Source organism: Saccharopolyspora sp. NPDC045839 (genome assembly GCF_056431645.1).
Map to the genome: position 1 here is coordinate 1 of NZ_JBWKKH010000035.1, position 26778 is coordinate 26778.

Sequence of the window (26778 nt, forward strand, 5' to 3'; positions counted from 1 at the left end):
AACCACCAACCACCGAAATGGTCGGGGGCATAAAAGAACACTAACCAAAACAGTCCGCTGTTGAGTTCTCAAAGAACACACCCACACCATCACCCGATCCCTAATCAGGACCGCAGCTCCGGGGAGCACTTTCTTTCTCGCTTTTGCTGTCGACCAGAGTAGCAGACCCTTTTTTCGGCTTTCCCGGGGGGTCACTCCCACCGGATCGCCGTATTTCGGCTCGCTATTCCGCCGGCCGCAGCCAAGCACTTTTTCATCAAAGATCTGGTCGGAAACCGCAACCTCGTCGCACGGACAACCAGGTCCGGCTTCTGAATTTCGATTTCCTGATCGGGACGCCCACTCTACCACCCGGAGGCAGGAGCTTGGTTCGCGACCCCGCGTCAGTGCCCGGTCCGTTTTTCATCGGCCCGTTCCGCGCTGACCTGAAACAATTTACGCGTCGTTCAGCGCCGAGTCAAATCGGCTCGAATCAGCACCGGCGGAGCCCGAACATGCAGCTCAGCGCCCCTTTCCGGTGCTGATTCCAGGCTAGTGCACGACCCGAACGCCCGCAGTGTGACGCTTGCCACGGCGGATCACGAGCCAACGGCCGTGCAGCAGGTCGTCCTTGCTCGGCGACCACTCCTCATCGCCGATCTTGCCGTTGTTGACGTACGCGCCGCCCTCCTTGATGGTGCGCCGCGCGGCGCCCTTCCCGGTGGCGAGACCGGTTTCGACGAGCAGGTCCACGATCGTCGGGGCGTCGGCGAGCCGGGCTTCCGCCGTCGGCACCGCCGCCATCGCCGCGTCCAGGGTCGCCTCGTCGAGCTCGGCGATCTCGCCCTTGCCGAACAGCGCTTGGCTGGCCGCGATGACCTTGCGGGTCTGATCCGCTCCGTGCACCAGGGTGGTCAGCTCCTCGGCGAGCTTGCGCTGGCCGGCCCGCAGCTGGGGCCGCTCCACCGTGCTCCGCTCCAGCTCGTCGATCTCCTCGCGGTCGAGGAAGGTGAACAGCCGCAGGTACTTCGCGACGTCGGCGTCGGCCGCGTTGACGAAGTACTGGTACCAGGCGTACGGCGTGGTCATCGCCGGATCCAGCCAGACGTTGCCGCCGCCGGTGGACTTGCCGAACTTGCGGCCCTCCGAGTCGGTGACCAGCGGCAGGGTCAGCGCGTGCGCGGCGGCCGACTCCTGCTTCCGGACCAGGTCGACGCCGGCGATGATGTTGCCCCACTGGTCCGAGCCGCCGAGCTGGAGCCGGGTGCCGTACTTCCGGTACAGCTGCACGAAGTCGTTGGCCTGCAACAACATGTAGCTGAACTCGGTGTAGGACATGCCGTCGGTTTCCAGCCGCCGCTTGACGGTCTCCCGCGCCAGCATCGTGTTCACCGAGAAGTGCTTCCCGATGTCCCGCAGGAACGCCGTGACCGGCAGGTCCGCGGTCCAGTGCGCGTTGTTCTCCATGATCGCGCCGGTCGGCGAGTCGTCGAAGTCGACGAACGCGGACAGCTGGGCGCGGATCTTGTCGGTCCACTCCAGCACGGTGTTCTCGTCGTGCAGGTTGCGCTCGCCGACGTCGCGCGGGTCGCCGATCAGGCCCGTGGCGCCGCCGGCCAGGACCACCGGCCGGTGCCCGGCCTGCTGGAAGCGGCGCAGCGTCAGGATCGGGATCAGGTGCCCGGCGTGCAGGCTGGGGCCGGTCGGGTCGAAACCGGCATAGAGCGTGAGCGGCCCCTGGTCGAGTTCCCGTCGCAGCGAGTCGAGGTCGGTGGATTGCGCGATCAGGCCGCGCCAGGTCAGCTCGTCAAGGATGTTCTCACTCACGCGTCCAAGTCTCGCTCATGCGAGCAACCTGGTTTACGCCCGGGCCTGGGTGCGGCGGCGGCCGCCGCGCCGGTACGAGCTGACCGCCGACGAGTCGTCCACCCAGGTCCGCCAGGGCAGGTCCATCGCCGCGGCGACGCCGACCCGGGGTCCGCTGCGGATGTCGTCCTCACCGACCGGGGTGCCGTTGTACAGCCGGATGGGTGACTCCGGGTCGGTGAGATCGACGCCGTTGTGCTCACGGGTGATGCCGAGGACCCCGGCCAGCCGGGCGGGCCCGCTGGCGAGCTGGGTGTCCTTGCGGACCGCCGGGCGGCGGGCGCGGGCGAGCTCGGGGCCTGTGGTGATCTCCCCGGCGCGCAGCAGCACCGCGCCGGGGACACCGTCGGTCAGGCACACGACGTTGATGCAGAAGTGCATCCCGTACACGAAGTACACGTACAGGTGACCGGCCGGACCGAACATCACTGCGTTGCGCTCGGTCCGCCCGCGGTAGCAGTGCGACGCGGGGTCGTCCATGCCGCGGTAGGCCTCCACCTCGACCAGGCGCACGCCGACCTCGCCCTGCGGCCCGGTCGACCGCAGCTCGCAGCCGAGCAGGCGGCGAGCCACCCACAGTGGATCGAGGGCAAGTTCGTCGCGCGTCACCTGACTCACAGGCAAGACACTACCGGTCGTGCCCAAACCGTGATCACTTAGACAGCCACTCGCGATGTTGCCGCACGTTGTCGGCGACGCGTTCGCGCTGCTCGGCCACCCGGTTCGGGGCGGTGCCGCCGTGCGCGTCGCGAGAGGCGATGGAGCCCTCGACGGTCAGCACCTCGCGCACCTGCGGGGTGAGCGCGGGGTTGGCCGCGGCGAGTTCCTCGTCGGTCAGGTCCTCCAGCCCGACTCCGCGGGCCTCGGCGGTGCGCACGCACTCCCCCGACGCCTCGTGCGCGACCCGGAAGGGGACGCCCTGGCGCACCAGCCACTCCGCGATGTCGGTGGCGAGAGTGAAGCCGGCGGGCGCCAGCTCGGCGAGCCGCCCGGTGTGGAAGGTCAGGGTGCCGAGCATGCCCGCCATCGCGGGCAGCAGCAGCTCCAGCTGCTCGACGGAGTCGAAGACCGGCTCCTTGTCCTCCTGCAGGTCCCGGTTGTAGGCCAGCGGCTGCGCCTTCAGCGTGGCCAGCAGGCCGCCGAGGTTGCCGATGAGCCGCCCGGACTTGCCGCGGGCCAGCTCGGCGACGTCCGGGTTCTTCTTCTGCGGCATGATCGAGCTACCGGTCGCCCAGGCGTCGTCGAGCGTCACGTAGCCGAACTCGGCGGTGTTCCAGATGATCACCTCTTCGGCGATGCGCGAGAGGTTCACGCCGAGCATCGCGAGGCAGAACGCCGCCTCGGCGGCGAAGTCGCGCGAGGCGGTGCCGTCGATGGAGTTGTCGACGGCACCGGCGAAGCCGAGCTCGGCGGCGACGGCCTGCGGGTCGAGCCCGAGCGAGGAGCCCGCCAGGGCGCCCGAGCCGTACGGCGAGTACGCGGTGCGGGCGTCCCAGTCGCGGAAGCGCTGGACGTCGCGCAGCAGCGCCTGGCAGTGCGCGAGGAGGTGGTGCGCCAGCAGCACCGGCTGCGCGTGCTGCAGGTGGGTCCGGCCGGGCAGCACCGCGTCGGGGTGCTCGGCGGCCTGGGCGACGAGGGCGTCGACGATGTCGAGGACGCCGGCGACGACGCGGCGGTTGGCGTCTCGCAGCCACATCCGGAACAGCGTGGCGACCTGGTCGTTGCGGGAGCGCCCGGCGCGCAGCTTGCCGCCGAGTTCCGGCCCGACGCGTTCCAGCAGGCCGCGCTCAAGGGCGGTGTGCACGTCCTCGTCGTCGATCACCGGCGTGAAGGTGCCTGCCTCGACGTCCGCGGCCAGGACGTCCAGGCCCGCGAGCATCCGCTCGAGTTCGTCGGCGGTGAGCAGCCCGGCGCGGTGCAGCACGCGGGCGTGGGCGCGTGATCCGGCGATGTCGTAGGGCGCCAGTCGCCAGTCGAAGTGGGTCGACAGGCTCAGCGCGGCCATCGCCTCGGCCGGGCCGGAGGCGAACCGGCCGCCCCAGAGCTTGGTCGGCTCGCTGCCTTGCTGCGTCACGGTGTTCCCCCGGTCTGGTGTGGGTCGTCGTCATCCATTGTGGACCGCGGCGTTTCGGCGTCCGCTTCGGATTGCCCTTCGCCCGCGGCCATGTCGGTGAACCGGGCGGCCAGCTGGTGCCCGGTGAGGGGCTCGCGGGCGACGATCATCACGGTGTCGTCGCCAGCGATGGAGCCCACCACTTCCGGCAGCGCCGCTCGGTCTATGGCGCTGGCCAGGAACTGCGCCGCGCCGGGCGGGGTGCGCAGCACGGTCAGGTTGCCCGCGCCGTCGGCGCCGACGAGCAGCTCGCCGAGCAGCCGGCTCAGCCGCGACGTGCCGCCCTGCACGCCGCGGACCGGACTGCCGTCCTCGGGGATGACGTAGACCGCCGCCCCGCCGTCGGCACCCCGCAGCTTGACCGCGCCGAGTTCGTCGAGGTCCCGTGACAGCGTCGCCTGGGTGACCTCGATGCCGTCGCCCGCGAGCAGCTTGGCCAGCTCGGTCTGGCTGCGGATGCCCATCGACGCGACCAGTTCGATGATGCGGGCCTGCCGCGCGACGCGGGTCGTCATGGCTGTCGCACCAGCCACGCCAGCAGCGCCTTCTGAGCGTGCAGGCGGTTCTCGGCTTCGTCGAACACCGCGCTGGCCGGGCCGTCGATCACCTCGTCGGTGATCTCCATGCCGCGGTGCGCGGGCAGGCAGTGCAGCACGCTGGTGTCGGTCTTGCCGGTGGCGGCCAGCAGTTCGGCGTTGACCTGGAACGGCCGGAACGGGCTGACCCGGTCCTTGCCGTCGTTCTCCTGGCCCATCGACGTCCAGGAGTCGGTGACCAGCACGTCCGCGCCTTCGACCGCGCCGTTCGGGGTGTTGAACAGCTCGACGGAGCCGCCGGTCTCGGCGGCGCGCTTCCGGGCCGCGTCCAGCACCCAGTCCAGCGGCCGGAAGCCCGCCGGCGCGCCGATGCGGACGTGCATGCCCGCGGTGACCCCGCCGACCATCAGCGAGTGCGCCATGTTGTTGGCGCCGTCGCCGAGGTAGGTCAGGGTGAGGCCGGCGAGCTTGCCGTGCCGTTCCCGGACGGTCTGCAGGTCGGCGAGCACCTGGCAGGGGTGGAACTCGTCGGTGAGCGCGTTGATCACCGGCACCCGGGAAACCGAGGCCATCGCGTCGATGCGGGCCTGCGCGAAGGTCCGCCACACCACGGCGTGGACGTAGCGGGACAGCACCCGGGAGGTGTCCTCGATGGTCTCCTCGCGACCGAGCTGCATCATCCGCCCGTCCACGACGATCGGCTGGCCGCCGAGCTGGGCGATGCCGACCTCGAAGGACAGCCGGGTGCGGGTGGAGTTCTTCTCGAAGAGCACCGCGATCGACTTGGGCCCGGCCAGCGCGTCGGAGCCGTGCGGGTCGGCCTTGAACTGGTCGGCGAGGTCGAGGACCTCGGCCTGCTCGGCGGGCGTGAGGTCGTCGTCGCGGAGGAAGTGCCGGGGCATCAGTGGTTCTCCTTGGCAGCGTCGAGCAGCGCGGGCAGGGCGGCGAGCAGCCGCTGCACCTGGTCGGGCCGCACGATCAGCGGTGGGGCCAGCCGGATCGCGTCGGGCTGGATGGGGTTGATCAGGAATCCGGCGTCCAGCGCGGCGACGGCGATCTTGGCCGACACCGGTTCGGTGAGGCCGACGCCGATGAGCAGGCCCGCGCCGCGCACCTCGCCGATCAGCGGGTGGTCGAGCTGCTGCAGGCCGGTGACCAGTTCCTTGCCGACCTGCTCGACGTGTTCGAGCAGCCCGTCGGCGGCGATGGTGTCCAGCACCGCCTGCGCGGCGGCGCAGACCACCGGGTTGCCGCCGAAGGTGGTGCCGTGCTGGCCGGGGTGCAGCAGGTCTCCGGCGGCGCCGATGCCGATGCAGGCGCCGATCGGCAGGCCGCCGCCGAGGCCCTTGGCCAGGGTGATCACGTCGGGGACGACACCGGTGCGCTGGAAGGCGAACCACGAGCCGGTGCGGCCGATGCCGGTCTGCACCTCGTCGAACACCAGCAGCGCGCCGTTGCGGGTGGCGATCTCCCGGGCCGCCTGGAGGTATCCCTCGGGCGGCACGATCACGCCGTTCTCGCCCTGGATCGGCTCCAGGAACACCGCCGCGGTGTTGTCGTCCACTTCGGACTCCAGCGCGGCCACGTCGCCGTAGGGCACGTGCACCACGCCGGGTGGCAGCGGTTCGAAGGGCTTTTGCTTGGCGGGCTGGCCGGTGAGCGCGAGGGCTCCCATGGTGCGGCCGTGGAAGCCGCCGTGCGCGGCGACGAGCTTGGCGCGGCCGGTCAGCCGCGCGATCTTGAACGCGGCCTCGTTGGCCTCGGCGCCGGAGTTGCAGAACAGCACCCGGCCCTGGCCGGTCGCGCCGGCGAGGGCCAGCAGCCGTTCGGCGAGTTTGAGGCCCTGCTCGTGCACGTAGAGGTTGGAGACGTGGCCGAGCTTGCCGATCTGCTCGGAGACGGCCTGCACCACGGCGGGGTGCGCGTGGCCGAGCGCGTTGACCGCGATGCCGCTGAGGAAGTCCACGTAGGTCTTGCCGTCGGCGTCGGTCACCTCGGCGCCCGAACCGCTGACGAGGGTCAGCTTCGGGGTGCCGTAGTTGTCCATCATGGACGCTTGCCAGCGCTGCGCTCCCGCGGCGTTGGTGGTCATGAGTTCTCGCCTTCCTCTGCCTGCACCGGCAGAACCATCGTGCCGACTCCGGCGCTGGTGAACACCTCGAGCAGGACCGAGTGCGCGAGGCGGCCGTCGATGACGTGCGCCCGCGGCACCCCGCCACGCACCGCGCGCAGGCAGGCCTCCATCTTCGGGACCATGCCGCTGGACAGGCTCGGCAGCAGTTCCGCCAGCTGGTCGGCGTCCAGGCGCGACACGAGCGAGCCGCGGTCCGGCCAGTTGGTGTAGAGGCCCTCGACGTCGGTGAGCACCACGAGCTTCTCGGCGCCGAGCGCGACCGCCAGTGCCCCGGCGGCGGTGTCGGCGTTGACGTTGTGGACCACGCCGTCGGCGTCGGGGGCGACGGTCGAGACGACGGGGATGCGGCCGGCCTTGATCAGGTCGAGCACCGCGTCGGCGTTGACCGACACCACGTCGCCGACGAGCCCGACGTCCACGGCTTCGCCGTCGACCGTCGCGGTGCGGCGCTCGGCGGTGAACAGCCTGGCGTCCTCGCCGGACATGCCGACCGCGTACGGCCCGTGCTGGTTGATCAGCCCGACCAGTTCGCGCCCGACCTGGCCGACCAGCACCATGCGCACCACGTCCATGGTCTCCGGGGAGGTCACCCGCAGGCCGCCGCGGAACTCGCCTTCCATGCCGAGCCGGTCGAGCATCGCGGTGATCTGCGGGCCGCCGCCGTGCACCACCACCGGGTGCAGTCCGGCGAGCCGCAGGAACACCATGTCGTGCGCGAAGGCGCGCTTGAGCTCGTCGTCGATCATCGCGTTGCCGCCGTACTTGATCACGACGGTCGCGCCGTGGAAGCGCTGCAGCCACGGGAGGGCTTCGACGAGGACGCTGGCCTTCTCGGCCGCGGTGGCCAGCCGGTCGCCGGCTTCTTGCTGGGTCATGACGAGTACGCGCTGTTCTCTTCGACGTAAGCGTGGGACAGGTCGGTGGTCAGGATGGTCGCCGCGTGCTCGCCGAGGTGCAGGTCCACGACGATCTCGATGGCGCGCCCGGACAGGTCGGCCTCGCTGCGGTCGCGGGCCTTGGTGCCGTTCGCGTAGAGCGTGACGCCGTTGGTGGCGATCTCCAGCTTGGCCACGTCGATCTCGGCGTCGACCCGGCCGAGCGCCATCGCGATCCGGCCCCAGTTCGGGTCCGAGCCGAACATCGCGGTCTTGACCAGGTTGTCCTCGGCGATGGTGCGCCCGATGGCGACCGCGTCGGCCTCGCTGACCGCGCCGCGCACCGTCACGTCGATGGTCTTGGTGGCGCCTTCGGCGTCGTCCTGCAGCTGGCGGACCAGGTCCGTGCAGACGGCGGTGAGCAGCGCGGCGAAGTCCTCTTTGGACGGTTCGACGCCGGAGGCGCCGGAGGCCAGGACGAGGACCGTGTCGTTGGTGGAGGTGCCGCCGTCGACGTCGAGCCGGTCGAAGGTGACCCTGGTGGCCGCGCGCAGCGCCTCGTCCAGGTCGTCGCCTGCGATCACCGCGTCGGTGGTGATGACGCTGAGCATGGTGGCCAGGTTCGGCGCGAGCATCCCGGCGCCCTTGGCGAAACCGCCGGCCGACCAGCCCGCGTCGTGCTTCCCGAATGCCTGCTTCGGCTTGCTGTCGGTGGTGAGCACCGCGGTGGCCGCGTCGAGCCCGGCCTGGTCGGTGGCGTTCAGCGCCTTCGCCGCGGTGTCCACACCGGACAGCAGCGCGTCCATCGGCAGCCGCTCGCCGATCAGGCCGGTGGAGCACACCGCGATCTCGATGGCGCCGACGCCGAGCACGTCGGCGACCTTCTCGGCGGTGGCGTGGGTGTCCTGGAAGCCCTCCGGGCCGGTGCAGGCGTTGGCGCAGCCGGAGTTGAGCACCACCGCGCGGAGCTTGCGCTCCGTCAGCACCTGCTGCGACCAGAGCACCGGCGCTGCCTTGACCTTGTTGGTGGTGAACACCCCGGCCGCGGCCTGTCGTGGCCCGTCGTTGACGACCAGCGCGACATCGCGCGCGCCCGCGGCCTTGATCCCGGCGGCGATCCCCGCCGCCCGGAAACCGGCAGGTCCGGTCACGCTCATTGGCTCTCCTCGATATCCACGGTGTGCCCAGCGGAGGTCAGCACCTCGGCGGCCCGCACGGCCGAATCGGCCGGGACCAGGATCCAGTCGGTGTCGAATGTGGACAGGGTGAAGACGCTGATCTCGGCGTCGGCCAGCGGCGCCAGCAGCGCCGCGAGCACGCCGGTCAGCGCGAAGTCCAGCGGGCCGTCGATCTCCAGCGCCCGGAACGGCCCCTCCACCCGGACGTCCGGGCCGGACTCGGCGGCCAGCGAGTACGGGAAGATGATGGTGCGGCCCGCGCCGGTGGTCAGGCTGCCGTGGATCGGCGCGGTGCCGCCGGTCAGCGCCAGGCTGACGTGCGCCGGGACCATGCCGACGGCCAGCTGCTCGGCGTGCAGCCGGAGCTTCAGCCGGCTCATGGCGCCACCCCGACCAGCGGCAGCCCGGTGGTCTCCGGCAGCCCCACCGCGAGGTTCATGCACTGCACGGCGCCGCCGGCGGTGCCCTTGGTGAGGTTGTCCTCGGCGCCGACGATGATCAGCCGCCCGGCGTCCGGATCCACCGCCAGCTGCAGGTGCACGGTGTTCGCGCCGAGCGTCGCGGAGGTCTGCGGCCAGTGGCCCTCGGGCAGCACGTGCACGAACGGCTCGTCGCCGTAGGCGTCGAGGTAGGCCTTGCGCGCCGCGTCCTCGTCGACGCCCTCGCGCAGCGGGGCGGAGCAGGTGGCGAGGATGCCGCGCGGCATCGGCGCGAGGACCGGCGTGAACGACACCTTCACCGGCTCCCCCGCCACGGCGCTGAGGTTCTGGATCAGCTCCGGCGTGTGCCGGTGCGCGCCGCCCACGCCGTAGACGCTGGCGGAGCCCATCACCTCGGCGGAGAGCAGGTGCGGCTTGAGCGCGCGGCCGGCACCGGAGGTGCCGGTGACCGCGACGACGACGGCGTCCGGCTCGACGAGCCCGGCGGCGAGCGCGGGGACGAGCGCCAGCGAGGACACCGTCGGGAAGCAGCCGGGGACGGCGACGCGGCGGGAGCCGCGGAGCCGGTCGCGGGCGCCCGGGAGCTCGGGGATGCCGTAGGGCCAGGTGCCGGGGTGTTCGCCGCCGTACCAGCGGGCCCAGTCGGTGGGGTCGTTGAGCCGGTGGTCGGCGCCGCAGTCGATGACGATCGCGTCGTCGCCGAGTTCGGCCGCGATGGCCGCGGAGTGGCCGTGCGGGAGGGCGAGGAAGACGACGTCGTGGCCGGCGAGCTCGGCGGCCCTGGTGTCGGCGAGGATGCGGTCCGCCAGCGGCAGCAGGTTCGGGTGGTGCTGCCCGAGCCTGGTCCCGGCGTTGCCGCCCGCGGTCAACGCGCCGATCTCCACCTCGGGGTGCGACAGCAGCAGGCGGAGCAGTTCCCCGCCCGCGTAGCCGCTAGCCCCGGCAACTGCCACTCGAACCGTCATGCGGATGATTATGCACTCCCATGCAACATTAATCAAACGAGCGTTCGGCTCCGCGACGAACGCCACATTCACCCAGCTAGACGAGGCGAACGGGCCGTTCACCCCAATCCTCCCACCGCCCGGCCGGCCGCAGAGCTCGTGAGTGGTTCGAGTCGCCATAGCAGCCCAAAGCGCTCACGAGCCACGGGAGCTCGCCGGCTCCGGCAAAGGCGGGACAAACTGATCATCCCGGCGCTAATGTTCCCCCCGGAACGGGAGAAGGGGGCGCCGGTGGGCGAGGAACGCTTGTTGGCGGAGCGTTTCGCGCTTGAATCCGTGATCGGCCGGGGCGGAATGGGGACCGTCTGGCGGGCCTGGGACGCCCTGCTCGACCGGCCCGTCGCCGTCAAGGAGATCCACCTGCCTCCCGGGGCCGATCATCCGGAGCTGCGGGCACGGGTGCTGCGGGAAGCCAGGCTCGCCGGGAAGCTCAACCATCCCGGCGCGGTCACCGTCTTCGACGCCATCGAGGCCGACGACCGGATATACATCGTCATGGAACTGGTCGAGGCCGCCACCCTGCAGGACCTCGTCGAATCCGAAGGGCCGCTGCCGGCCGCCCGCACCGTCGAGATCGCCTCGCGCGTGCTGGACGTGCTCCAGGCCGCGCATCGGCTCGGCATCGTGCACCGCGACGTGAAGCCCAGCAACATCATGGTGGCCGCCGACGGTTCGGTGAAGCTGACCGACTTCGGCATCGCACGACTCGACGATGGCTCCACCGCGACGGCGTCCAGCATCATGGTCGGCTCACCCGCCTACATGGCCCCCGAACACGTCCGGGGCCGCGCCGTGGCCGCCTCCGATCTGTGGGCGCTGGGCGTCACCCTGTACTTCGCGGTCGAGGGCAAGTCGCCATACCTGCGCAGCACCGCCGGGGATTCGCTGGCCGCGGTGCTTTCCGAGGAGCCGCCCGCGCCGGTCCGCGCGGGCGAGGCGTTCGCACGGCTGCTGGGCGGGCTGATGGCCAAGCGGGTCGACGACCGGCCGACGATCGAGGGCATCCGCGCCCAGCTGAACGCCATCGGCGCGGAGAACGGCGACCAGTCGACCGTCCACCTCGGCCGCCCGCAACGCGATCCGTGGCTGGTCGTCGCCGGGGTGATCTGCCTGTCCAGCTGCATCGGCTTCGCCCTGCTGCTCTTCGACGTTCAGCAGAAGCTCCTACCCGGCGTTTTCACCCTGAGCAATGTCATGGACGCGGCTGCCCTTCCGGCCCGGTTCCCGGATCTCGCGGCTCGGCAGGCCGATGCACCCGGCAGCAGGCTCGCCGGCGTGGTGTCCTGGGCGACCGACGTGCCCCGAGCCGGCTACGCCGGAACGCTCGCCGGCGGCGGCCTCGGGCTCGCCGGGCTGATCGTGCTCGCCCTGCTCGGGGCGCTGGTCGTGGTGCTGCCGGTCGCCGGGCTGCTGCTGTTCGTCCGGCGGTACCAGGTTCCCGTCGCGGCCGTCCTCGCGGGCAGTTCGCCGTTCTGGTTGTGGAGCACCGGCTACTTCTTCGTCGGCCTCACGCGCCCGATCGACGAGCGGCTCTACCTCGCCCACCTGCTGTTCTGGGGCCCGCCGGCGGTCGCGTCGCTCCTCGCGCTGATCCGCGCGCCGCGGGCAGCCTTGCGGCTCAGCCCTCGGCAGCGAGGGCTCGCGATCACCGCAGGCGTCGCCGGGGTCGGGTGCCTGGCGCTCGGCGCTTTCACCCACGGCTGGCCGAACCTGGCAGCGACTGCGCTGTTCGTGCCCGGCTTCGCGATCTCCGTCTTCGCCATCGTCGCGACGCCGCGCGCCACCGGCATCCGCATCCTGGCCGCTTGGACGGCCGCGCTGGCGATCCGCGCGGCCGTCGATCTGGCGGTGCTGCTCGACTTCACCGCCTACGGCTTCATCGACGAGCACGCGAATCCGGTCGCAGCGGTGCCTTCCGAGTTCAAAGCCTCGGTCGCGCTCACGGGCTTCGCAGTGCTGATCGGTGTCGCGCTCACGGTCGGCCGGTCGATCCGCGAGCGCCCGCGATCCTGGACGACCCCGAGCTGAGCAACCGGGGGCACCCCGCTTCGACTTCGGCGCGGCTCTCCGGGCATCATCGTTGCCGATGACGATGACCCCACCCCGCCCCGGCACGGGTGCCCGCCGTTCGATGTCGATCATGACGTCGGGCCCGGTCGGGCAGCGGGTGCGGTTGCGGCGCGTCGAGCCGGCCGACCGGCGCACGCTGATGCGGTTCGACCGGGAATCGTCCGACACCCACTACCCGAAGTTCGACGGCTACCGGCACTGGGGAGCGCACCGGGCGCACCACGCCGACTCCGGCGACGACATCCAGCTGGCCATCGAGACGCTGCTGGACCGGACGCTGGTCGGCTCGCTGTCCGCCAGTCAGGCCGAGCCCGGTTCCGGCCGGTTCGGCTACGGCATCGGGATCGGCCCGCAGCACCGCCGCCTCGGCTACGCCGACGACGCGATCACCGCCCTGCTCGCGTTCATGTTCGGGCGGCTGCGCTACCGCAAGTGCGAGGTCGGGATCTACGACGGCAACGCCGCTTCCCTCGCGCTGCACGGCAAACTCGGCTTCCGCGAGGAAGGCCGCCTGCGCGACCCGGAATTCCTGTGCGGCGGAGCCCAGTGCCTCGTGCTGATGGGCATCACCGCCACCGAGTTCGCCGCCCGCAGCGTGCCCCATCGGTGACTGACGGCGTCGCTCTCAACATCCCCGCGCCGAATTGGGCCTACGCACTCTGGCCTCGGCCCCCTGCATTCCCGATCTCCTAACCGACCCCTGACCAGCAGCGTCTTCCGGTTCAGGATCGCCAATCATGTTTTCGATGTCGTGAGATCTCGTCGTCAATCATGAAAGTGCTCAGCCAGTGTTGACGGCGAAGAAGCAAACGACATGGCGAACGTTCCTCGTTCGGAGCATCCTCACCCAACGCGGCCATGGCGTTACTCCAAATGGGCCATGTCCTCTCAAAAAGGTCCCACCTTTCCGATACAGCCTTGAACATCCACTTTGAGGTCTGCATTCTGTTCTGTTGCCTACGAAGAGGAGACTTCATGGCCTCGGCTGGAGGACGCGACTCCGAAGCCCTGCGCAAGACCGCAAGCCTGGTCAACTACCTCGCGGACTTGACCAAAGCAGCGAACCGAACCCCGCTGCGCGACATTTCCGGAAATCACCCGAATGCCCCAACAAGCACCATCTGGTTCGACGACCTCCCAGCTGGCGTCAGGTCAGACCCCACGGCCGAGGACGTGCTCCTGCAAGTGCGTCCGGTGCCCAATGTTTCGGCCCCTCAGCCACCCGACCAACTGACGGAATTCATCGATCTACCACAGACGACCGTTGCTACCGGTCCCGAACCGAAGCTCCGCAACGCTGATGGCTCGGACTTCATGGAAAGCGACGTCGAGGACGGCCCCGAGATCGCTCGGAGCTTCCAGCTCTGGCTTGCACGCTGGCGCGCCTGGGCAGAAGAAGAACGTCGCCGGATGCCGCAGCGCGAACTTTACGAGAAGCTCGAGAAGGCGGCCCGGACCCTTGAGCAGAAGGACGACGAGTTCGAGTTCGTACTGGCCGTCGGGCTCTTCAGTCTGCGTATGCCGAGCGGCGAGGCGCTGTTCCGCCACGTCTTGGTGGAACAGGCCGTTCCCGTGTTGGACAAATCCGGCAATGTGACGGTCACCCGAATCCCAGGAAAGCGGCGCTTCGAAGATCGCGAGCTGTTCGACTGGCTCCCGGAGTACCGGCCGGATCGGGCCAGAGAGCTCAAAGGAGAGCTCAAAACCTCGATGACGCCGATTCCTGCCGAACGGACGTTGCGCGCGGTTCGCGAGTGGGCTGGTTCCGCTCTTGACAGAGGGATCGCCGAATCCGCCACCCGCCCCGGCCGAGGTTCAGCTCTACCGGACGTCCTCACGTTCAGCCCGTCGCCGGCGCTTCTGCTGCAGCGCCGGACGTCCGTACTAATCTCCGAGGCCTACCAACGCATTGCCGAGAAACTCAGGGAACCCGACGCTCCGGTGCCAGTGGCGCTCGCGCAGTTGGTCGTCAACACCGAGCGCCACGAACGCGACCAGTGGCTTTCCGCTCAAGGCGCTGAGCGCGGCGACCTGCTCGGCACGGATCCACTCTTTCCGCTCCCTGCCAACGGAGAGCAGTCGCGTGTGTTCGAACTGCTGCGCACTGAAACAGGCGTCGTCGTCCAAGGCCCGCCCGGAACCGGGAAAACACACACGATCGCCAACCTCGTGTCAGCGTTGCTCGCCCAGGGCCAGCGCGTGCTGGTCACCAGCCAGAAAGATCAGGCCCTACGGGTGCTGCGGGACAAGATCCCCTCCGAAGTCCGCAAGCTCTGCGTGCTACTCGCTGGTGGAAGCAAGGACGCGGCCGTCGAACTGGAACGCGGCCTGGACGCGCTTTCGCAGGCGGTCGCCGCCACCGACCGCAACAAGCTTTCTCAAGAAGCTGCCGCCCTGCGGGCGGAACGGGATCAACTCCGCCGTAACAGCGCCGGACTGAACGCCAGAATCGCAAAACTCCGCGAGACGGAACAGGCCCAGTTCCCACCGGTCGTTCCCGGCTATGACCCGAGTCGCTACCGGGGCACACTGGCCGACATCGTCCGAGAAGTCCTCGACAACAGTGAAATCAACGCGTGGATGCCGCCCGTCCCGGAGAGCGCCCCGGACATACCTCCGCTCTCCTCTGCTGATTTGACCGAACTGCGCAATCTGCTGGCGAGCCGCACGGAAGGCCGCGCCAACCGAGTTAATCAGGAGATACCCGCTGCCGAAGAACTCCCGTCGCCGAGCGAATTGAACTCGCACGTACAGGAGGAGCGGGAAGCCATGGAGGCTGCAGAGCAGGCGGCCAACGGACCGGGACGTGAACTCGCTCGGCTTCCCGAAGAGGAACTGAACCTGCTCCACCAGCTTGAATCGCAGCTTCGTCGGATTCTCCAGGAATGCCGCTACGTGTCAGCGAGCTCCTCTTTCGAGCAGGAATGGGTGGCCAAGGCCGTCCGCGACAGACTCAGCCGACGAAACTCCGGGCTGTGGTCACATCTCCTGGAAGTACGCGACGAAGCCAGGAAACTGCAAGAACGCCTCGCCGAGCAAGGCACCGGCTTCGTAGTCGACAAACCGACGATCACGCAGGATAATCTCGGCACGACACGCGGCTGGCTCCGGACTGGGTATGCGCTGCTTGAGCACTTCGAAAGCGGGGGAAAACTGCGCAACCTGCTACCACCGAAGAAGGTGCAGAAGGAGGCCCAGGAACTGCTCGACAAAGTCCGCGTGGACGGCTCGCGTCCAACGACACAGGGCCAGCTCAAGGCTGCCATAAACCAAATCGAGGCCGAAGTCGCGGCCGTTCAGCTCGCGGCCAAGTGGGCAGATGTCGGGGTAATGGTCCCCACTGGCCAGGTCACCGTCACTCTGTCGGAACTGGCCGACAACTCCGAACTGCTAGATGCCGCAATGCGATTGGGAGATCTCTTCGACCTGACAACCAAGACTCTCGCTGACCACAAAATCGAGCAGGAGATACCAGATCTCCCAACATTGTCGGAAGTGTTGCATGCGGTGCCTGCCGCGAAGCGGCAGCTGCTGTTGGATCAAGCACGCAACCGCGTTCGTGCTCTCTACCGCAGAGTGGATGCCTGGGCAAAACGGGCTGACGCTTGCCCGGAACTCGCCGCCCTTCTCACTGCGATCGGCCAGCGGGATGTGCAAGGTTATGCCCAGCGCTTGGCCGACCTGCAAACAGCACGGACCGAGCGAGACGATGAGCTCCGATGCCAAAAGCTGACCAGGACGCTCAAAACGGTGCACTTCGAGCTAGCTGATCTGTGGGTCCGCACTGCAACCGATCCGGTGTGGCAGGAGCGCGACGTCCGTGCGGCGTGGGCTTGGTCGCGTACCGAGCAGTTCATGCAGAAGCGACGCGACGCCGCAGAGGAACGAGAGCTAGCTGAAAAGTTCAAGCGCACCGAAGACCGGATCGAGCACGTCACCGAACGTCTAGTCGCAGTCGAAGCCGTTCGCGGCTGCCTTGATCGGATGTCGGATGACCATGTGCGCGCGCTCAACACCTACCGCTCGCACATGTCGAACATCGGGGCCGGCACTGGGACGAAAACCAGGGAATTCCGCCGTTCCGCTCGCGCCGCCATGCAGAAGGCCCAGGATGCCGTTCCGGCATGGGTCGTTCCACTCCCGAACCTGCTGGAGAACATCGCGGCGGAGCGCAACAGGTTCGACGTGTTGATCGTTGACGAGGCAAGCCAGGTAGGAATCGACCACCTCTATCTGCTGTGGATGGCACCACGCGTGATCGTGGTGGGTGACGACAAGCAGTGCACCCCGGGCGCGAGTTCGCTCGGGCGGCTGGACACCGTGTTCTCCCAGCTCGATGAGCACCTCGCCGATCTGGATGAGGACGTCCGTCGCCTTTTCACCCCGAAGTCCCATCTGTATGAAGTGCTATCCGCCCGTTCCGGCAAAGACGCCCTCATCCGCCTCAGGGAGCATTTCCGCTGCGTCCCCGAGATCATCAAGTGGTCCTCGGACCAGTTCTACGACGACGGATCTGGCGCATCTGGGCTCATCGCGCTGCGCGAACGCACCGGCGACAGCCTCGCGCCACTCAAGGTGACCAAAGTGGACGACGCGGTCACCACCGGGAAGGAAACAAGGATCCGCAACGAAACCGAGGCACAGAAAGTCGTCCAGACGTTGCGCTCGTGCATCGACGATCCAGCGTATGCCGGCAAGTCGTTCGGGGTCGTGGTGCTGCGCAACGCCAACGCACACATCCAGCTCCTGGAAAACCTGATCAACGAGAAGTTCACCCCGGAAGAACGACAAGAACGCAAGATCCGCGTTGGCACAGCACCGAACTTCCAGGGCGATGAACGCGACGTCGTGATGCTGTCGCTCGTGGTTGCTGCACCTCCGCATCAGATCAGCGCCGAGTCGTTTCGGCAGGCGTTCAACGTGGCGGCGAGCCGCGCACGAGACCAGATGTGGTTGTTCACCTCCTTGGAACTGGATCAGTTCAAGCCGAAGGACCTCCGTGCCTCGTTGCTGTCGTACATGCAAGACCCCCCTTCGGTGTTCGGCCGCTCTCCTGCACTCGACGAAGTCAGCCCGGACAAGCATCACAAGCTGTTCGATTCGTTGTTCGAGCAGCGAGTGTTCCTCGAAATCAAGAAACGGGGCTACCACGTGGTCCCGCAGTACCCCGTAGGGCCCCGGCGACTGGATCTTGTCGTCGTTGGTGATCGCGGTCGACTCGCGGTGGAGTGCGATGGGCACTTCTGGCATGCGAGCCCGCAACAGCAGGACAACGACGCTCGCCGAGATCGCGAGCTCGCCCGAATGCGTTGGACGACGATCCGCATCCGGGAAAGCGAGTTCACGGCAAACCCGGATCGCGAGCTGGCGCCCGTGTGGGCGGCGCTAAGGGCCAAGGGCATCGAACCAGGCCACGACGAGAACGACCCCGACACCGGCTGGCAGCCGGTCGAGCTCGATACCGAAAACAGCGATCATCACGAGGAGGACTGGTGACCGGGCAAAACCCGTCGAACCTGTATCTGGACGACAACGTGCTGGTCGGACTGGCCACACTGATCTGCGGCGACGACAGCACCCCTTACTATCGGCGGGGCTTCGAGATCGAGAATTTCTTCCGCGCTGCCGGTCTACCCGATGCGGGTGAACTCGACGGCTACCGTAAGCCGTGGGTGCTGGACCGCCTGCGAGAGCACCGCGGCAACCCCGACTGGATTCGTGCAGTCGTTCTCCGGCTGGCCGACCCCAGGGAGTACGTCGGCGAGAAAGAGATCTGGGAGATCGTCGTAGCCGAACTCAACGAGCTGATAGAGCTCGAGGGATACCGCATCTCCTTCAATGGGACCAAACCACAGATCGTCGAGCACCAAGCAACGCTCTCCCGCCCTGCAAGCGATACTCCGGTCACCTTGACCACGAACATCGCCAAACTCGTGAGCGCCAGCGATTTCGGCAGGCAGTTGCAGGCCCGGCTCGAAGAAGCGCACGTCTGCTGGCAATCGGGTGCTCCCACGGCCGCGATCATCATGCTCGGCAGCGTCTTGGAAGGCGTGCTCTACGACGTTGCGCTGAGCATGCATACCGGGGACGGCAAAGCGCCCACCGACCACCTGCAATCCTTGATCAACCTCGCTCATGAAAAGGGCTGGATTGCCAAGGATGTCACGGACTACGCCCACGTCCTCCGCGATCACCGCAACCTGGTCCACCCCAGGAAGCAGTGGACCCAGTCCTACTCACCCAAGGATGACACCGTTCGGATCGCCTGGAACGTGGTGGTGGCGGCGCTGAATGACCTCGCCACCATGATCGGCCCCTGCACCGACGACGGCACAGCAGCATAAACACGGTGGCTCCGTCCTGCCGAGGACGGAGCCACCGTAGTTGATCTGTAACTATCCGAATTCAGCCCATGCTTCACGTGTCGCCGGGTGCGCGTCCAGGGCGTATTCCGTGGCGATGCGCAGGAGCATCTCCTTCTCCACTCGCAGCAGCTGGTTCTCGCGGCGGAGGTGGTCGAGTTCCGCTCGTTCCGCCGCCGTCAGGTCCGTGCTCATCGCAGCGGGTCGAACGGTCGCAGGAGCGCCGGGCGCTTTCCGGTGGTGATCTGCTCCGCCAGCAGGCGCCCGGTGAGCGGGCCCAGGGTCAGGCCCCACATGCCGTGGCCGCCCGCGACGTAGGTGCCGGGCATCTTCGTCGAGCCGATCAGCGGCAGGCCGTCGGGCGTCACCGGGCGGCCGCCGACCCACTCGTCGCGGCGTTCGTTCCAGTCGACGCCCTTCAGCAGCGGGCGTGCGGAGCGCACGATCGCTTCGATGCGGCCGCGGTCCAGCGGATCGTCCACCGAGCGGAACTCCATCGTCCCCGCCACCCGGAGGCCGCCCTGGTACGGCGTGCACGCCACGCGCGCCGCGGGCAGGTAGATCGGGCCCGGCACGGGCTGCTCGGTCGGCACCGTGAACGAGTAGCCGCGCCCGGCCCGCACCGCGGTGCGGACGCCCAGCGGCTTCGCCAGCCGGCTCAGCCACGCGCCGGTGGCCAGCACGACCGCCTCGGCCGACACCCGCTCGTCCTGCTCCGACTTGACGGTGACCTGACCGGAGCCCCGCAGCACCTCCCGCACCCGGAACCCGGTGCGCAGCTTTCCGCCGCGCTCCACCACCGACTTCGCCAGGCTCCGGGTGAACTCGCCGGGGTCCACGAAGCGCTGCCCCTCCACCCGCAGCACCGCCGCGATGCGCGACGACAGCTGCGGCACGTCGAAGTCCGAAGTGGACAGTTCGCGGACCTCGACGTCCTGGCCGCAGCGGCGGATCTGCTCGAACTCGTGCCGCAGCTCGGCGACCTGCTCGGGCTTCTCGAACGCCGCCGTGATCGGCGCGGGCACCGTCGGCGCGGACACGCCGCCCGCGGTCAGCGCATCGAAGGCGTCCAGGCACTCGGCGTTCATCGGGACGAACGCGCGCATCGACCGCTGCCAAGCCCAGGGCGTGCACCGCCGGGCGAAACCGGTGAGGAAGGACCACAGCCCGGGATCCACCGAGGCCGGCACGTACAGCGGCGCGTCCCGGTCGAACAGCGAACGCAACCCGTAGCGCAGCACGCTCGGCTCCGGGAGCGGGATCGAGAACCCCGGCGAGAGGTAACCGGCGTTGCCCCAGGACGCACCGGCCGCGACGTCCTCGCGGTCGAGCACCGTGACCTCGACGCCGTGCTCCTGCAAGAACCAAGCGGTCGACAAGCCGACCACACCCGCGCCGATCACCACTGCCCGGCGCGGAACCCCGTCGATCCCGTCCTCGCGCATGCTTCCTCCTCGAAACGTCTTGAGGTGGAGCCTGCCCCGGCGGCGGCGCCGCGCCAGTGTCGGAATCGCACAAATCGCGGCGCCCCGATTGGCCGGAACCGACTACACGGCGAGCGCGATGATCATCGCCAGCCTGGCGTCGGGGTCGTCCAGGTCCAGCGGCGTCAGCTCGGCCATCTTCCGCATCCGGTACCGGACGGTGTTCGGGTGGACCTCCAGTCGCGCCGCGGCGGCACCCAGGTCGCCCTGGCATTCCAGCCACGCCCGCAACGTCTCGACGTAGCTCGTGCCGTGCTCCCGGTCGTGGCGGCGGAGCTCGACGACGGGGCCTCGATCCGGCACCCGCCCGGTCGACGCGACGTGCCGCAGCCGCCGCAGCAGGATCTCGTGCCACGCCTCGTCGTAGACCACGGCCGCGACCCGGTCCGCCCGCGTCGCGTGCAGCGCCAGGCTCTCGTCCGCTTCTTGCCTGCTGTCCACCAGCTGCGCGGGCTCTGCCGGCCCGCCCACCCCGACGAGGACCGTCGCATCGCCGGCGAGTTCCCGGACCAGAGCCCGCGCCCACTCGCACGCAGGCTCGGCGTCCTCGTGCGGCAGGATCGTGTAGACGGTGTTCGCGAACAGCGCGCTGCGCCCCGGCCGCGACCAGCCGAAACCGGTCGTCGCCCGCTCGAAGGCGAGCAGCGGCGCGGCCTCCGGCGCGCCACCGGTGTGCACCTGCACCGCAACCACGCGGTACCGCGAGCTGCGCAGGCCGAGGCGGCTCAACGCCGCGGCCGGGTCCTCATGCCCCTCCAGCAGCCCGGTGACCAGATCGGATTCGACCTGCCGCTCCAGATCCGCGCTGGCCCGGGCGCGGAGCAGGTGCAGCGCCGCGGTGCGCGCGCCGCTGACCAGCGCGGCCTGGTGCGCGTCCGTGAGCGCGTGCTCCGCCACCACCCAGATCGAGCCCAGCAGCTCCTTGCCCGCGCGGACCGCCACGACCGCCCTGCCGTGCAACGATTCCGGCCCCAGCGGCGCCACGAAGATCGGTTCGTCGGAGGTCTCCAGGTGCCGGAACACGCCGCGCTCGGTCAGTTCCCGCCGGATCTCCGCGGGCACCCGCCGCCCCAGGATCGTGGCCAGCCGGGCCCGGTCGGCGCTGTGCTGCCGGCTGGAGTACGCGAGCACGCCGGAGTGGTGGTCCTCGATCGTCACCGGGCCGCCGACCGAGTCCGCGAGCGCGTCGGCCAGCGCGAACAGGTCCGTCGGGCCCCGGCCCGCCTCGGTTTCGCGGCCCTCCAGCACCAGCCCGTAGATCACGGCCGCCAGCTGCCCCCACGACACGGCCGGATCGACGAGCACCACCGTCACGTGCCGGTCGCGGGCCGCCGCGAGCGCCCGCTCGCCGAGTTCGGTGCAACGCAGCACGACCACTTCGGCGCGGGTGCTCAAGAGCAGATCCGCCGCGCCGTCGGCGTCGACGCCGACGGCGAGCAGAACGTCCTCACCGCCTGGGGCAGGATCGGCCGGGTCGTGCAGCGCCACCGACCGCAGCTCCGTGGACCTGGAGCGCGGGGCGTTGCCCAGCCGGGCCCCGAGGCCGCCGAGGACGTTGATCAACCGATCCAGCTTGACCACGGCCGCTCCCTGATGGCCAAGGCCGCAATTTCCATTGAAATCAGATCTTCGATTTCAATGGAAATTGCGGCCGAACGGTCAGGCTCGGAGGCTGGCGCCGAGGCGCTCGGTGACGGCTCGCACCGCCGCGTCGCGGGCCTCGGTGGCCTCCTCCTGCTTGAGCGTCCGGTCCGAGGCGCGGAAGCGCAGCGCCAGGGCCAGCGACTTCTTGCCCTCGTCGAGCTGCTCACCGGCGTAGACGTCGAACAGCCGCACGTCCTCCAGCAGCTCGCCGCCGCCGGCGCGGACCGCGTCGATCACGTCGGCCCCGGCCACGCCCTCGTCCACCACGAGGGCGATGTCCATCAGCACCGGCGGGTACGCCGAGATCTGCGGTGCCGGGCGGCGGTCGGTCAGCGGCAGGGCGTCCAGGTCGAGCTCCATCGCGCAGGTCCGCTTCGGCAGGCCCAGCGCCTCCACGACCTTCGGGTGCAGCTCGCCCGCGTGGCCGACGACGACGTCACCGGCCTTCAGCTGCGCGCACCGGCCCGGGTGCCACGGCGCGAGCTCGCCCGCGCTCACCGTCAGCTCCACACCGGCGGCCTCGGCGACGACGCGCGCGGCCTGCACCGCGTCCGCCCAGTTCGCCTCGCGGCCCTTGCCCCACCAGCCGGCGTGCTCGCGGTTGCCGCCCAGCATCACGGCGACGTGCTTCGGCTGCGCCGGCAGCGCCGCGTGCAGCGCGGCGATCTCCTCGTCGCTGGGCCGCGACGCCACGCCGACCGAAGGCACCGCGGGCTGGTTCTCCGCGGGCTGCACGACCTGTCCGATGTGGAACAGCGCGAGATCGCGCTGGCCGCGGGAAACGTTGCGCTGCAAGGTTTCCGCCAGTCCGGTCAGCAGCGTCGTGGTCAGCAGCGACCGGTCGCTCTCCAACGCGTTGAGCACCGTCATGGTGCGCCGCCGCGGGTCGTCCTCGGCGAGGCCGAAGTCGTCCAGCGTCGCCTTGCCGACGAACGGGAACGGCAGGACCTCGACGTAGCCTTCACCGGCCAACGCGCGGGAGACCGCGCGCTCGCGGCGCTGTTCCGCGGTGAGCCCGCGCCCGGCCGGCGCGGCTGGCAGCACCGAGGGGATCGTGTGGTACCCCTCCAGGCGCAGCACTTCCTCGACCAGGTCGTACGGCTGCTTCAGGTCCGGCCGCCACGTCGGCGGGGTCGCGGTCACCACGCCAACGCCCTCGTCGGAGGTGCCGACCTCGATGCGGCAGCCGATCTGGCTCAGCCGCCGGGCGGTCACGCCGCGGTCGTAGTACACCCCGGCGATCTTGTCCGGCAGCGCCAGCGGCATGGTCACCGGCTCGGGCTGCTTCGGCGCGCCGACGTCGGTGCGGCCCGGCGCGATGGTGCCGTCGCCGTAGCGGACCAGCAGCTGCGCGGCCAGCTCGGTGGCCACCGCGGCGATCGCCGGGTCCACCGTCCGCTCGAAGCGCTTGCCCGCTTCGCTGGGCAGCTTGTGCCGGCGGATGGTGCGGGCGATGCTGGCCGGATCCCAGTTCGCCGCCTCCAGCAGCACGTCGTGCGTGTTGTGGCCGATCTCGGTGGACTCGCCGCCCATCACGCCGGCCAGCGACACCGGGCCGCTGTCGTCGCAGATCACGATGTCGTCCGGGTCCAGCTCGCGGCTCAGACCGTCCAGGGTGGTCAGCTTCTCGCCCTGCTCGGCGCGGCGCACCACCAGCGCACCGGTCACCTTCGTGGTGTCGAAGGCGTGCAGCGGCTGGCCCAGCTCGAGCATCACGTAGTTGGTGACGTCCACGGCCAGCGAGATGGACCGCATCCCGGCCAGCGCCAGGCGGCGGCGGAGCCACCACGGGCTCGGCGCGGTCGGGTCGACGCCGGTGACCCGGCGCAACACGAACCGCGAGCAGGCGCCCGGGTCGCGCAGCTCCACCTCGCGCGAGGGCCGGTCGTCGGCCGGGACCGGGCGGGTGCCCGGGTCGCCGAACGGCACGTCGAGCGCGTTGGACAGCTCGCGGGCCAGGCCGCGCACCGAGAAGCAGTAGCCGCGGTCCGGGGTGATGGCCAGCTCGATGATCGAGTCGTCCAGCCCCACCAGCTCGACCGCGTCGTCACCGGGATCGGCCGAACCGGGCGGCAGCACCAGGATGCCGTCGTGGTCCTCGCCGATGCCCAGCTCCTTGGCCGAGCAGATCATGCCCTCGCTGACCTTGCCGTAGGTCTTGCGGGAGGTGATCTCGAAGTCGCCGGGCAGCACCGCACCGGGCAGCGCGACCACGACCAGGTCGCCCTCCTGGAAGTTGCGGGCACCGCAGATGACGCCCTGCACCCGCTGCTCGCCGGAGTCGTCCGCGCCGACCTCGACCTGGCAGAACCGGATCGGCTTCTTGAACTCGGTGAGTTCCTCGATCGCGGCGACGCGACCGGCCACGAGCGGCCCGCGCACCTGGGTCAGGTGGACGACCTCTTCGACCTCCAACCCGATCCGGATGAACGCTTCGGCCAGCGTCTCCGCGGTCGTCTCCTCGGGCAGCTCAAGGTGCTCGGCCAGCCAGGAAACCGGAATCCGCACTTGGTCAGGCCTTTCTCTCGTTCAGGTGGGTGGTGTCGGTGGGCATCAGATGCCGAACGGCTGGGTGAACCGGACGTCGCCCTCGACGATGTCGCGCATGTCCGGGATGCCGTTGCGGAACTGCAGCGTGCGCTCCAGCCCCATGCCGAACGCGAAGCCGGTGTAGACGTCGGAGTCGACGCCGCAGGCGCGCAGCACGTTCGGGTTGACCATGCCGCAGCCGCCCCACTCGACCCAGCCGGCGCCGCCCTTCTTCTCCGGGAACCACACGTCCATCTCCGCCGACGGCTCGGTGAACGGGAAGAACGACGGCCGCAACCGGGTCTTGGAGTCCGGGCCGAACATCGCCCGGGCGAACGCGTCCAAGGTGCCCTTGAGGTGCGCCATCGTCAGGCCCTTGTCCACCGCCAGGCCCTCGACCTGCGAGAACACCGGGGTGTGGGTGGTGTCCAGCTCGTCGGTGCGGAAGGTGCGGCCGGGGCACACCACGTACACCGGCAGGTCCCGCTCCAGCAGCGAGCGGATCTGCGACGGCGAGGTGTGGGTGCGCAGCACCAGCCCGGAGTTCTCCGGACCGACGTAGAAGGTGTCCTGCATGGTGCGGGCCGGGTGGTCCTTGCCGAAGTTCAACGCGTCGAAGTTGAACCACTCGGTCTCCAGCTCGGGACCCTCGGCGACCTCCCAGCCCATCGCCACGAAGGCGTCCTCGACCTCTTCGGCGAGCTGCGTGAGCGGGTGTCGCGCGCCGGCCGGGACGCGGTCCCAGGGCAGCGTGACGTCGACCGTCTCCTCGCGCAGCACCCGCTCGTCGCGCTCGGCCTGCAGGGCGGCGCGGCGCTCGTCGAATGCGCCCTGGATCGCCTCGCGGGCCTGGTTGACGCGCTTGCCGGCCTCCGATCGCGCCTTCGGCGGCAGCGCGCCGATCTCCCGGCGCGCGGTCAGCAGCGGCGAACGGTCCCCGAGGTGCGCGGGCTTGACGGCCGCCAGCGCATCGAGGTCGGTGGTCGCGGCGAAGGCTTTGCTGGCCTCGACCACCGCGCGGTCCAGCGTCTCCGGCGACAGCGCGGCGACCTCTTTCGGGTCGTACGGGTCGTTGGCTCCAGACATCGTTAGTGCGTGACTCCCGTTGATCCGACAGGCATCAGTACCCGATTCCCGGACCGGTGGCCCGGGGGCGGCGAACCTGCTCGTTGGCATACGACTCAAGCCGCAAGCTGACCCCTGGATTCTATGCGACGACCCCAACCGCTTTTCGCGGAGATCCGGTGCCGACACGCGGTCCCGGACCCGGCCGGTTCGCGATTTCACGCGAAATCGTCAACTTCCCCGAAGTGCGCGCGGGAAAACCGCCGGGCTTCACCGGTGCTGGGCGCGGGCGGAGGCGTAGAGGCAGACCGCCGCGGCGGTGGCCAGGTTCAGGCTTTCGGCGCGCCCGTACAGCGGCACCCGCAGCGTGGTGTCCAGCTCGGACTTCACCTCGTCCGGCAGGCCGTGGGCCTCGCTGCCGAACACCCACGCCGTGGGCTCGGCGAGCTGGCCGTCGCGGTCGGCCGTGTCGAGGTCGCCCGCGGCGTAGCCGTCGGCACCGACCAGCCGGAGCCCGGCCGCGCGGCAGGCGGCGAGCACGGCGGAGACGTCGCGGTCCCGCGCGACCGGCAGGTGGAAGAGGCTGCCGGTGGACGCCCGCACCGCCTTGCCGTTGTAGGCGTCGACGGTGTCACCGGCGAACAGCACGGCACCGGCACCGGCCGCGTCCGCGACCCGGACCACCGTGCCGGCGTTGCCCGGGTCTGCCACGCCGACCAGCACCGCGACCAGGTTCGGGCGTTCGGCGAGCGCGTCGGGCAGCGCGGTGTCCGGCAGGTCGCAGACCGCGATCAGGCCCTGCGGGGTCACGGTCTCCGACAGCGACGCCGCGGCGCGCTCGGTGACCAGGTGCACCGGCACCGACTCGGCGCGCGCCCGGTCGAGGAACTCGGCGTGCCGGGACTGCTCGGTGGCGAACACGTCGCGCACCCGCAGCACCCCGGCGGCGTGCGCCGTCAGCGCCTCGCCGACCGCCTGGGCGCCTTCCGCGAGGAACGCGCCGGCCTTCTCCCGGCCGGCGCGGCGGGTGAGCTTGCGAGCGACCGCGACCCGGGTCGATCGCTCCGTCAGCGGAGTCGTCGTCCCGGGTCGCGGTGCAGCGGAGGGGCCTTCGGTGATCAGGCCGCACTCTCCGGCAGGTTCTTGCGCGCAACCTCGACCAGCGCGGCGAACGCCTGCGGGTCGTTGACCGCGAGCTCGGCCAGGATCTTCCGGTCGACCTCGACCTCGGCGGCCTTCAGGCCCTGCACGAACCGGTTGTAGCTCAGGCCGTGCTGCCGGGTCGCGGCGTTGATGCGGGTGATCCACAGCTTCCGGAAGTCACCCTTGCGGGCCCGCCGGTCGCGGTAGGCGTAGGTCATCGAGTGGAGCATCTGCTCCTTGGCCTTGCGGTACAGCCGGGAGCGCTGACCGCGGTAACCACGGGCCGACTCGAGAATGGTGCGGCGCTTCTTCTGGGCGTTGACTGCCCGCTTGACGCGTGCCACGGGGTCCGTCCT

Annotated in this window: 21 protein-coding genes; 4 read left to right on the plus strand and 17 right to left on the minus strand. The window is 69.7% G+C overall.

What is annotated here, in order from left to right:
* Nucleotides 1-531 precede the first annotated feature (531 nt).
* The 10 genes from tyrS to argC are packed head-to-tail and all read right to left on the minus strand — an operon-like array spanning nucleotide 532 to nucleotide 10086.
* The gene (tyrS, locus tag AC07EQ_RS34660) at nucleotides 532-1806 is read right to left on the minus strand and encodes a tyrosine--tRNA ligase (protein ID WP_478392047.1); all 1275 of its coding nucleotides are present in this window, start codon (nucleotides 1804-1806) and stop codon (nucleotides 532-534) included.
* 33 nt (nucleotides 1807-1839) lie between these two features.
* On the minus strand, nucleotides 1840-2463 hold the full coding sequence (locus AC07EQ_RS34665; protein WP_478392048.1) for a DNA-3-methyladenine glycosylase: 624 nt from the start codon (nucleotides 2461-2463) through the stop codon (nucleotides 1840-1842).
* A 34-nt stretch (nucleotides 2464-2497) separates the two neighbouring features.
* Nucleotides 2498-3919: an argininosuccinate lyase gene (gene argH, locus AC07EQ_RS34670; RefSeq protein ID WP_478392049.1), complete on the minus strand. Its 1422-nt coding sequence runs from the start codon at nucleotides 3917-3919 to the stop codon at nucleotides 2498-2500.
* Nucleotides 3916-4473, minus strand: coding sequence for an arginine repressor (locus tag AC07EQ_RS34675; RefSeq protein ID WP_132493938.1), 558 nt, complete (start codon nucleotides 4471-4473; stop codon nucleotides 3916-3918). The genes argH and AC07EQ_RS34675 overlap by 4 nt, the downstream gene beginning before the upstream one ends.
* Complete coding sequence (gene argF / locus AC07EQ_RS34680) at nucleotides 4470-5396, minus strand: ornithine carbamoyltransferase (protein ID WP_358572979.1); 927 nt, start codon at nucleotides 5394-5396, stop codon at nucleotides 4470-4472. Before argF ends, AC07EQ_RS34675 begins: the two co-directional genes overlap by 4 nt.
* On the minus strand, nucleotides 5396-6586 hold the full coding sequence (locus AC07EQ_RS34685; RefSeq protein WP_478392050.1) for an acetylornithine transaminase: 1191 nt from the start codon (nucleotides 6584-6586) through the stop codon (nucleotides 5396-5398). Before AC07EQ_RS34685 ends, argF begins: the two co-directional genes overlap by 1 nt.
* On the minus strand, nucleotides 6583-7503 hold the full coding sequence (gene argB, locus AC07EQ_RS34690; RefSeq protein ID WP_478392051.1) for an acetylglutamate kinase: 921 nt from the start codon (nucleotides 7501-7503) through the stop codon (nucleotides 6583-6585). The genes AC07EQ_RS34685 and argB overlap by 4 nt, the downstream gene beginning before the upstream one ends.
* The gene (gene argJ / locus AC07EQ_RS34695; protein WP_478392052.1) at nucleotides 7500-8660 is read right to left on the minus strand and encodes a bifunctional glutamate N-acetyltransferase/amino-acid acetyltransferase ArgJ; all 1161 of its coding nucleotides are present in this window, start codon (nucleotides 8658-8660) and stop codon (nucleotides 7500-7502) included. The genes argB and argJ overlap by 4 nt, the downstream gene beginning before the upstream one ends.
* Entirely contained in the window at nucleotides 8657-9061 is a 405-nt protein-coding gene (locus AC07EQ_RS34700; RefSeq protein ID WP_478392053.1) for an ACT domain-containing protein, read from the minus strand. The genes argJ and AC07EQ_RS34700 overlap by 4 nt, the downstream gene beginning before the upstream one ends.
* Nucleotides 9058-10086, minus strand: a complete 1029-nt coding sequence (argC, locus tag AC07EQ_RS34705) for an N-acetyl-gamma-glutamyl-phosphate reductase (RefSeq protein WP_478392054.1) — start codon at nucleotides 10084-10086, stop codon at nucleotides 9058-9060. The genes AC07EQ_RS34700 and argC overlap by 4 nt, the downstream gene beginning before the upstream one ends.
* A 270-nt stretch (nucleotides 10087-10356) precedes the next feature.
* Here argC and AC07EQ_RS34710 point away from each other — a divergent pair, with 270 nt between their 5' ends.
* The 4 genes from AC07EQ_RS34710 (at nucleotide 10357) to AC07EQ_RS34725 (ending at nucleotide 18539) form a co-directional block, all read left to right on the plus strand.
* A complete protein-coding gene (locus AC07EQ_RS34710; RefSeq protein ID WP_478392055.1) occupies nucleotides 10357-12153 on the plus strand; it encodes a serine/threonine-protein kinase in 1797 nt (598 codons plus the stop codon).
* A 58-nt stretch (nucleotides 12154-12211) separates the two neighbouring features.
* A complete protein-coding gene (locus AC07EQ_RS34715; RefSeq protein ID WP_478392056.1) occupies nucleotides 12212-12805 on the plus strand; it encodes a GNAT family N-acetyltransferase in 594 nt (197 codons plus the stop codon).
* Nucleotides 12806-13170: 365 nt separating this feature from the next.
* Nucleotides 13171-17691 (plus strand): AAA domain-containing protein, encoded by a 4521-nt coding sequence (locus AC07EQ_RS34720; RefSeq protein ID WP_478392057.1) that lies wholly within the window; start codon nucleotides 13171-13173, stop codon nucleotides 17689-17691.
* Nucleotides 17688-18539 (plus strand): hypothetical protein, encoded by an 852-nt coding sequence (locus tag AC07EQ_RS34725; protein ID WP_478392058.1) that lies wholly within the window; start codon nucleotides 17688-17690, stop codon nucleotides 18537-18539. Before AC07EQ_RS34720 ends, AC07EQ_RS34725 begins: the two co-directional genes overlap by 4 nt.
* Before the next feature lie 51 nt (nucleotides 18540-18590).
* On the opposite strand, the gene AC07EQ_RS34730 is transcribed toward AC07EQ_RS34725, so the two are convergent.
* The 7 genes from AC07EQ_RS34730 to rplT form a co-directional block, all read right to left on the minus strand.
* Nucleotides 18591-18752, minus strand: coding sequence for a hypothetical protein (locus AC07EQ_RS34730; RefSeq protein WP_478392059.1), 162 nt, complete (start codon nucleotides 18750-18752; stop codon nucleotides 18591-18593).
* A complete protein-coding gene (locus AC07EQ_RS34735) occupies nucleotides 18749-20002 on the minus strand; it encodes an NAD(P)/FAD-dependent oxidoreductase (protein WP_478392060.1) in 1254 nt (417 codons plus the stop codon). The genes AC07EQ_RS34730 and AC07EQ_RS34735 overlap by 4 nt, the downstream gene beginning before the upstream one ends.
* 102 nt (nucleotides 20003-20104) lie before the next feature.
* Nucleotides 20105-21622, minus strand: a complete 1518-nt coding sequence (locus tag AC07EQ_RS34740) for a PucR family transcriptional regulator (protein ID WP_478392061.1) — start codon at nucleotides 21620-21622, stop codon at nucleotides 20105-20107.
* Nucleotides 21623-21700: 78 nt separating this feature from the next.
* Nucleotides 21701-24193: a phenylalanine--tRNA ligase subunit beta gene (gene pheT / locus AC07EQ_RS34745; RefSeq protein ID WP_478392062.1), complete on the minus strand. Its 2493-nt coding sequence runs from the start codon at nucleotides 24191-24193 to the stop codon at nucleotides 21701-21703.
* Between the two features lie 45 nt (nucleotides 24194-24238).
* Nucleotides 24239-25300 (minus strand): phenylalanine--tRNA ligase subunit alpha, encoded by a 1062-nt coding sequence (gene pheS, locus AC07EQ_RS34750; protein WP_478392063.1) that lies wholly within the window; start codon nucleotides 25298-25300, stop codon nucleotides 24239-24241.
* A 249-nt stretch (nucleotides 25301-25549) separates the two neighbouring features.
* Nucleotides 25550-26398: a TrmH family RNA methyltransferase gene (locus AC07EQ_RS34755; RefSeq protein ID WP_478392130.1), complete on the minus strand. Its 849-nt coding sequence runs from the start codon at nucleotides 26396-26398 to the stop codon at nucleotides 25550-25552.
* Nucleotides 26398-26766, minus strand: a complete 369-nt coding sequence (rplT, locus tag AC07EQ_RS34760; RefSeq protein WP_093266845.1) for a 50S ribosomal protein L20 — start codon at nucleotides 26764-26766, stop codon at nucleotides 26398-26400. Before rplT ends, AC07EQ_RS34755 begins: the two co-directional genes overlap by 1 nt.
* Between the last annotated feature and the right edge of the window lie 12 nt (nucleotides 26767-26778).

Bases quoted from the DNA above. Each gene is read 5' to 3' on its own strand.
- AC07EQ_RS34675 (WP_132493938.1), bottom strand. From the start codon at position 4,473: ATGACGACCCGCGTCGCGCGGCAGGCCCGCATCATCGAACTGGTCGCG.
- argF (WP_358572979.1), bottom strand. From the start codon at position 5,396: ATGCCCCGGCACTTCCTCCGCGACGACGACCTCACGCCCGCCGAGCAG.
- AC07EQ_RS34685 (WP_478392050.1), bottom strand. From the start codon at position 6,586: ATGACCACCAACGCCGCGGGAGCGCAGCGCTGGCAAGCGTCCATGATG.
- argB (WP_478392051.1), bottom strand. From the start codon at position 7,503: ATGACCCAGCAAGAAGCCGGCGACCGGCTGGCCACCGCGGCCGAGAAG.
- argJ (WP_478392052.1), bottom strand. From the start codon at position 8,660: ATGAGCGTGACCGGACCTGCCGGTTTCCGGGCGGCGGGGATCGCCGCC.
- AC07EQ_RS34700 (WP_478392053.1), bottom strand. From the start codon at position 9,061: ATGAGCCGGCTGAAGCTCCGGCTGCACGCCGAGCAGCTGGCCGTCGGC.
- argC (WP_478392054.1), bottom strand. From the start codon at position 10,086: ATGACGGTTCGAGTGGCAGTTGCCGGGGCTAGCGGCTACGCGGGCGGG.
- AC07EQ_RS34715 (WP_478392056.1), top strand. From the start codon at position 12,212: ATGACGATGACCCCACCCCGCCCCGGCACGGGTGCCCGCCGTTCGATG.
- AC07EQ_RS34720 (WP_478392057.1), top strand. From the start codon at position 13,171: ATGGCCTCGGCTGGAGGACGCGACTCCGAAGCCCTGCGCAAGACCGCA.
- AC07EQ_RS34730 (WP_478392059.1), bottom strand. From the start codon at position 18,752: ATGAGCACGGACCTGACGGCGGCGGAACGAGCGGAACTCGACCACCTC.
- AC07EQ_RS34735 (WP_478392060.1), bottom strand. From the start codon at position 20,002: ATGCGCGAGGACGGGATCGACGGGGTTCCGCGCCGGGCAGTGGTGATC.
- pheS (WP_478392063.1), bottom strand. From the start codon at position 25,300: ATGTCTGGAGCCAACGACCCGTACGACCCGAAAGAGGTCGCCGCGCTG.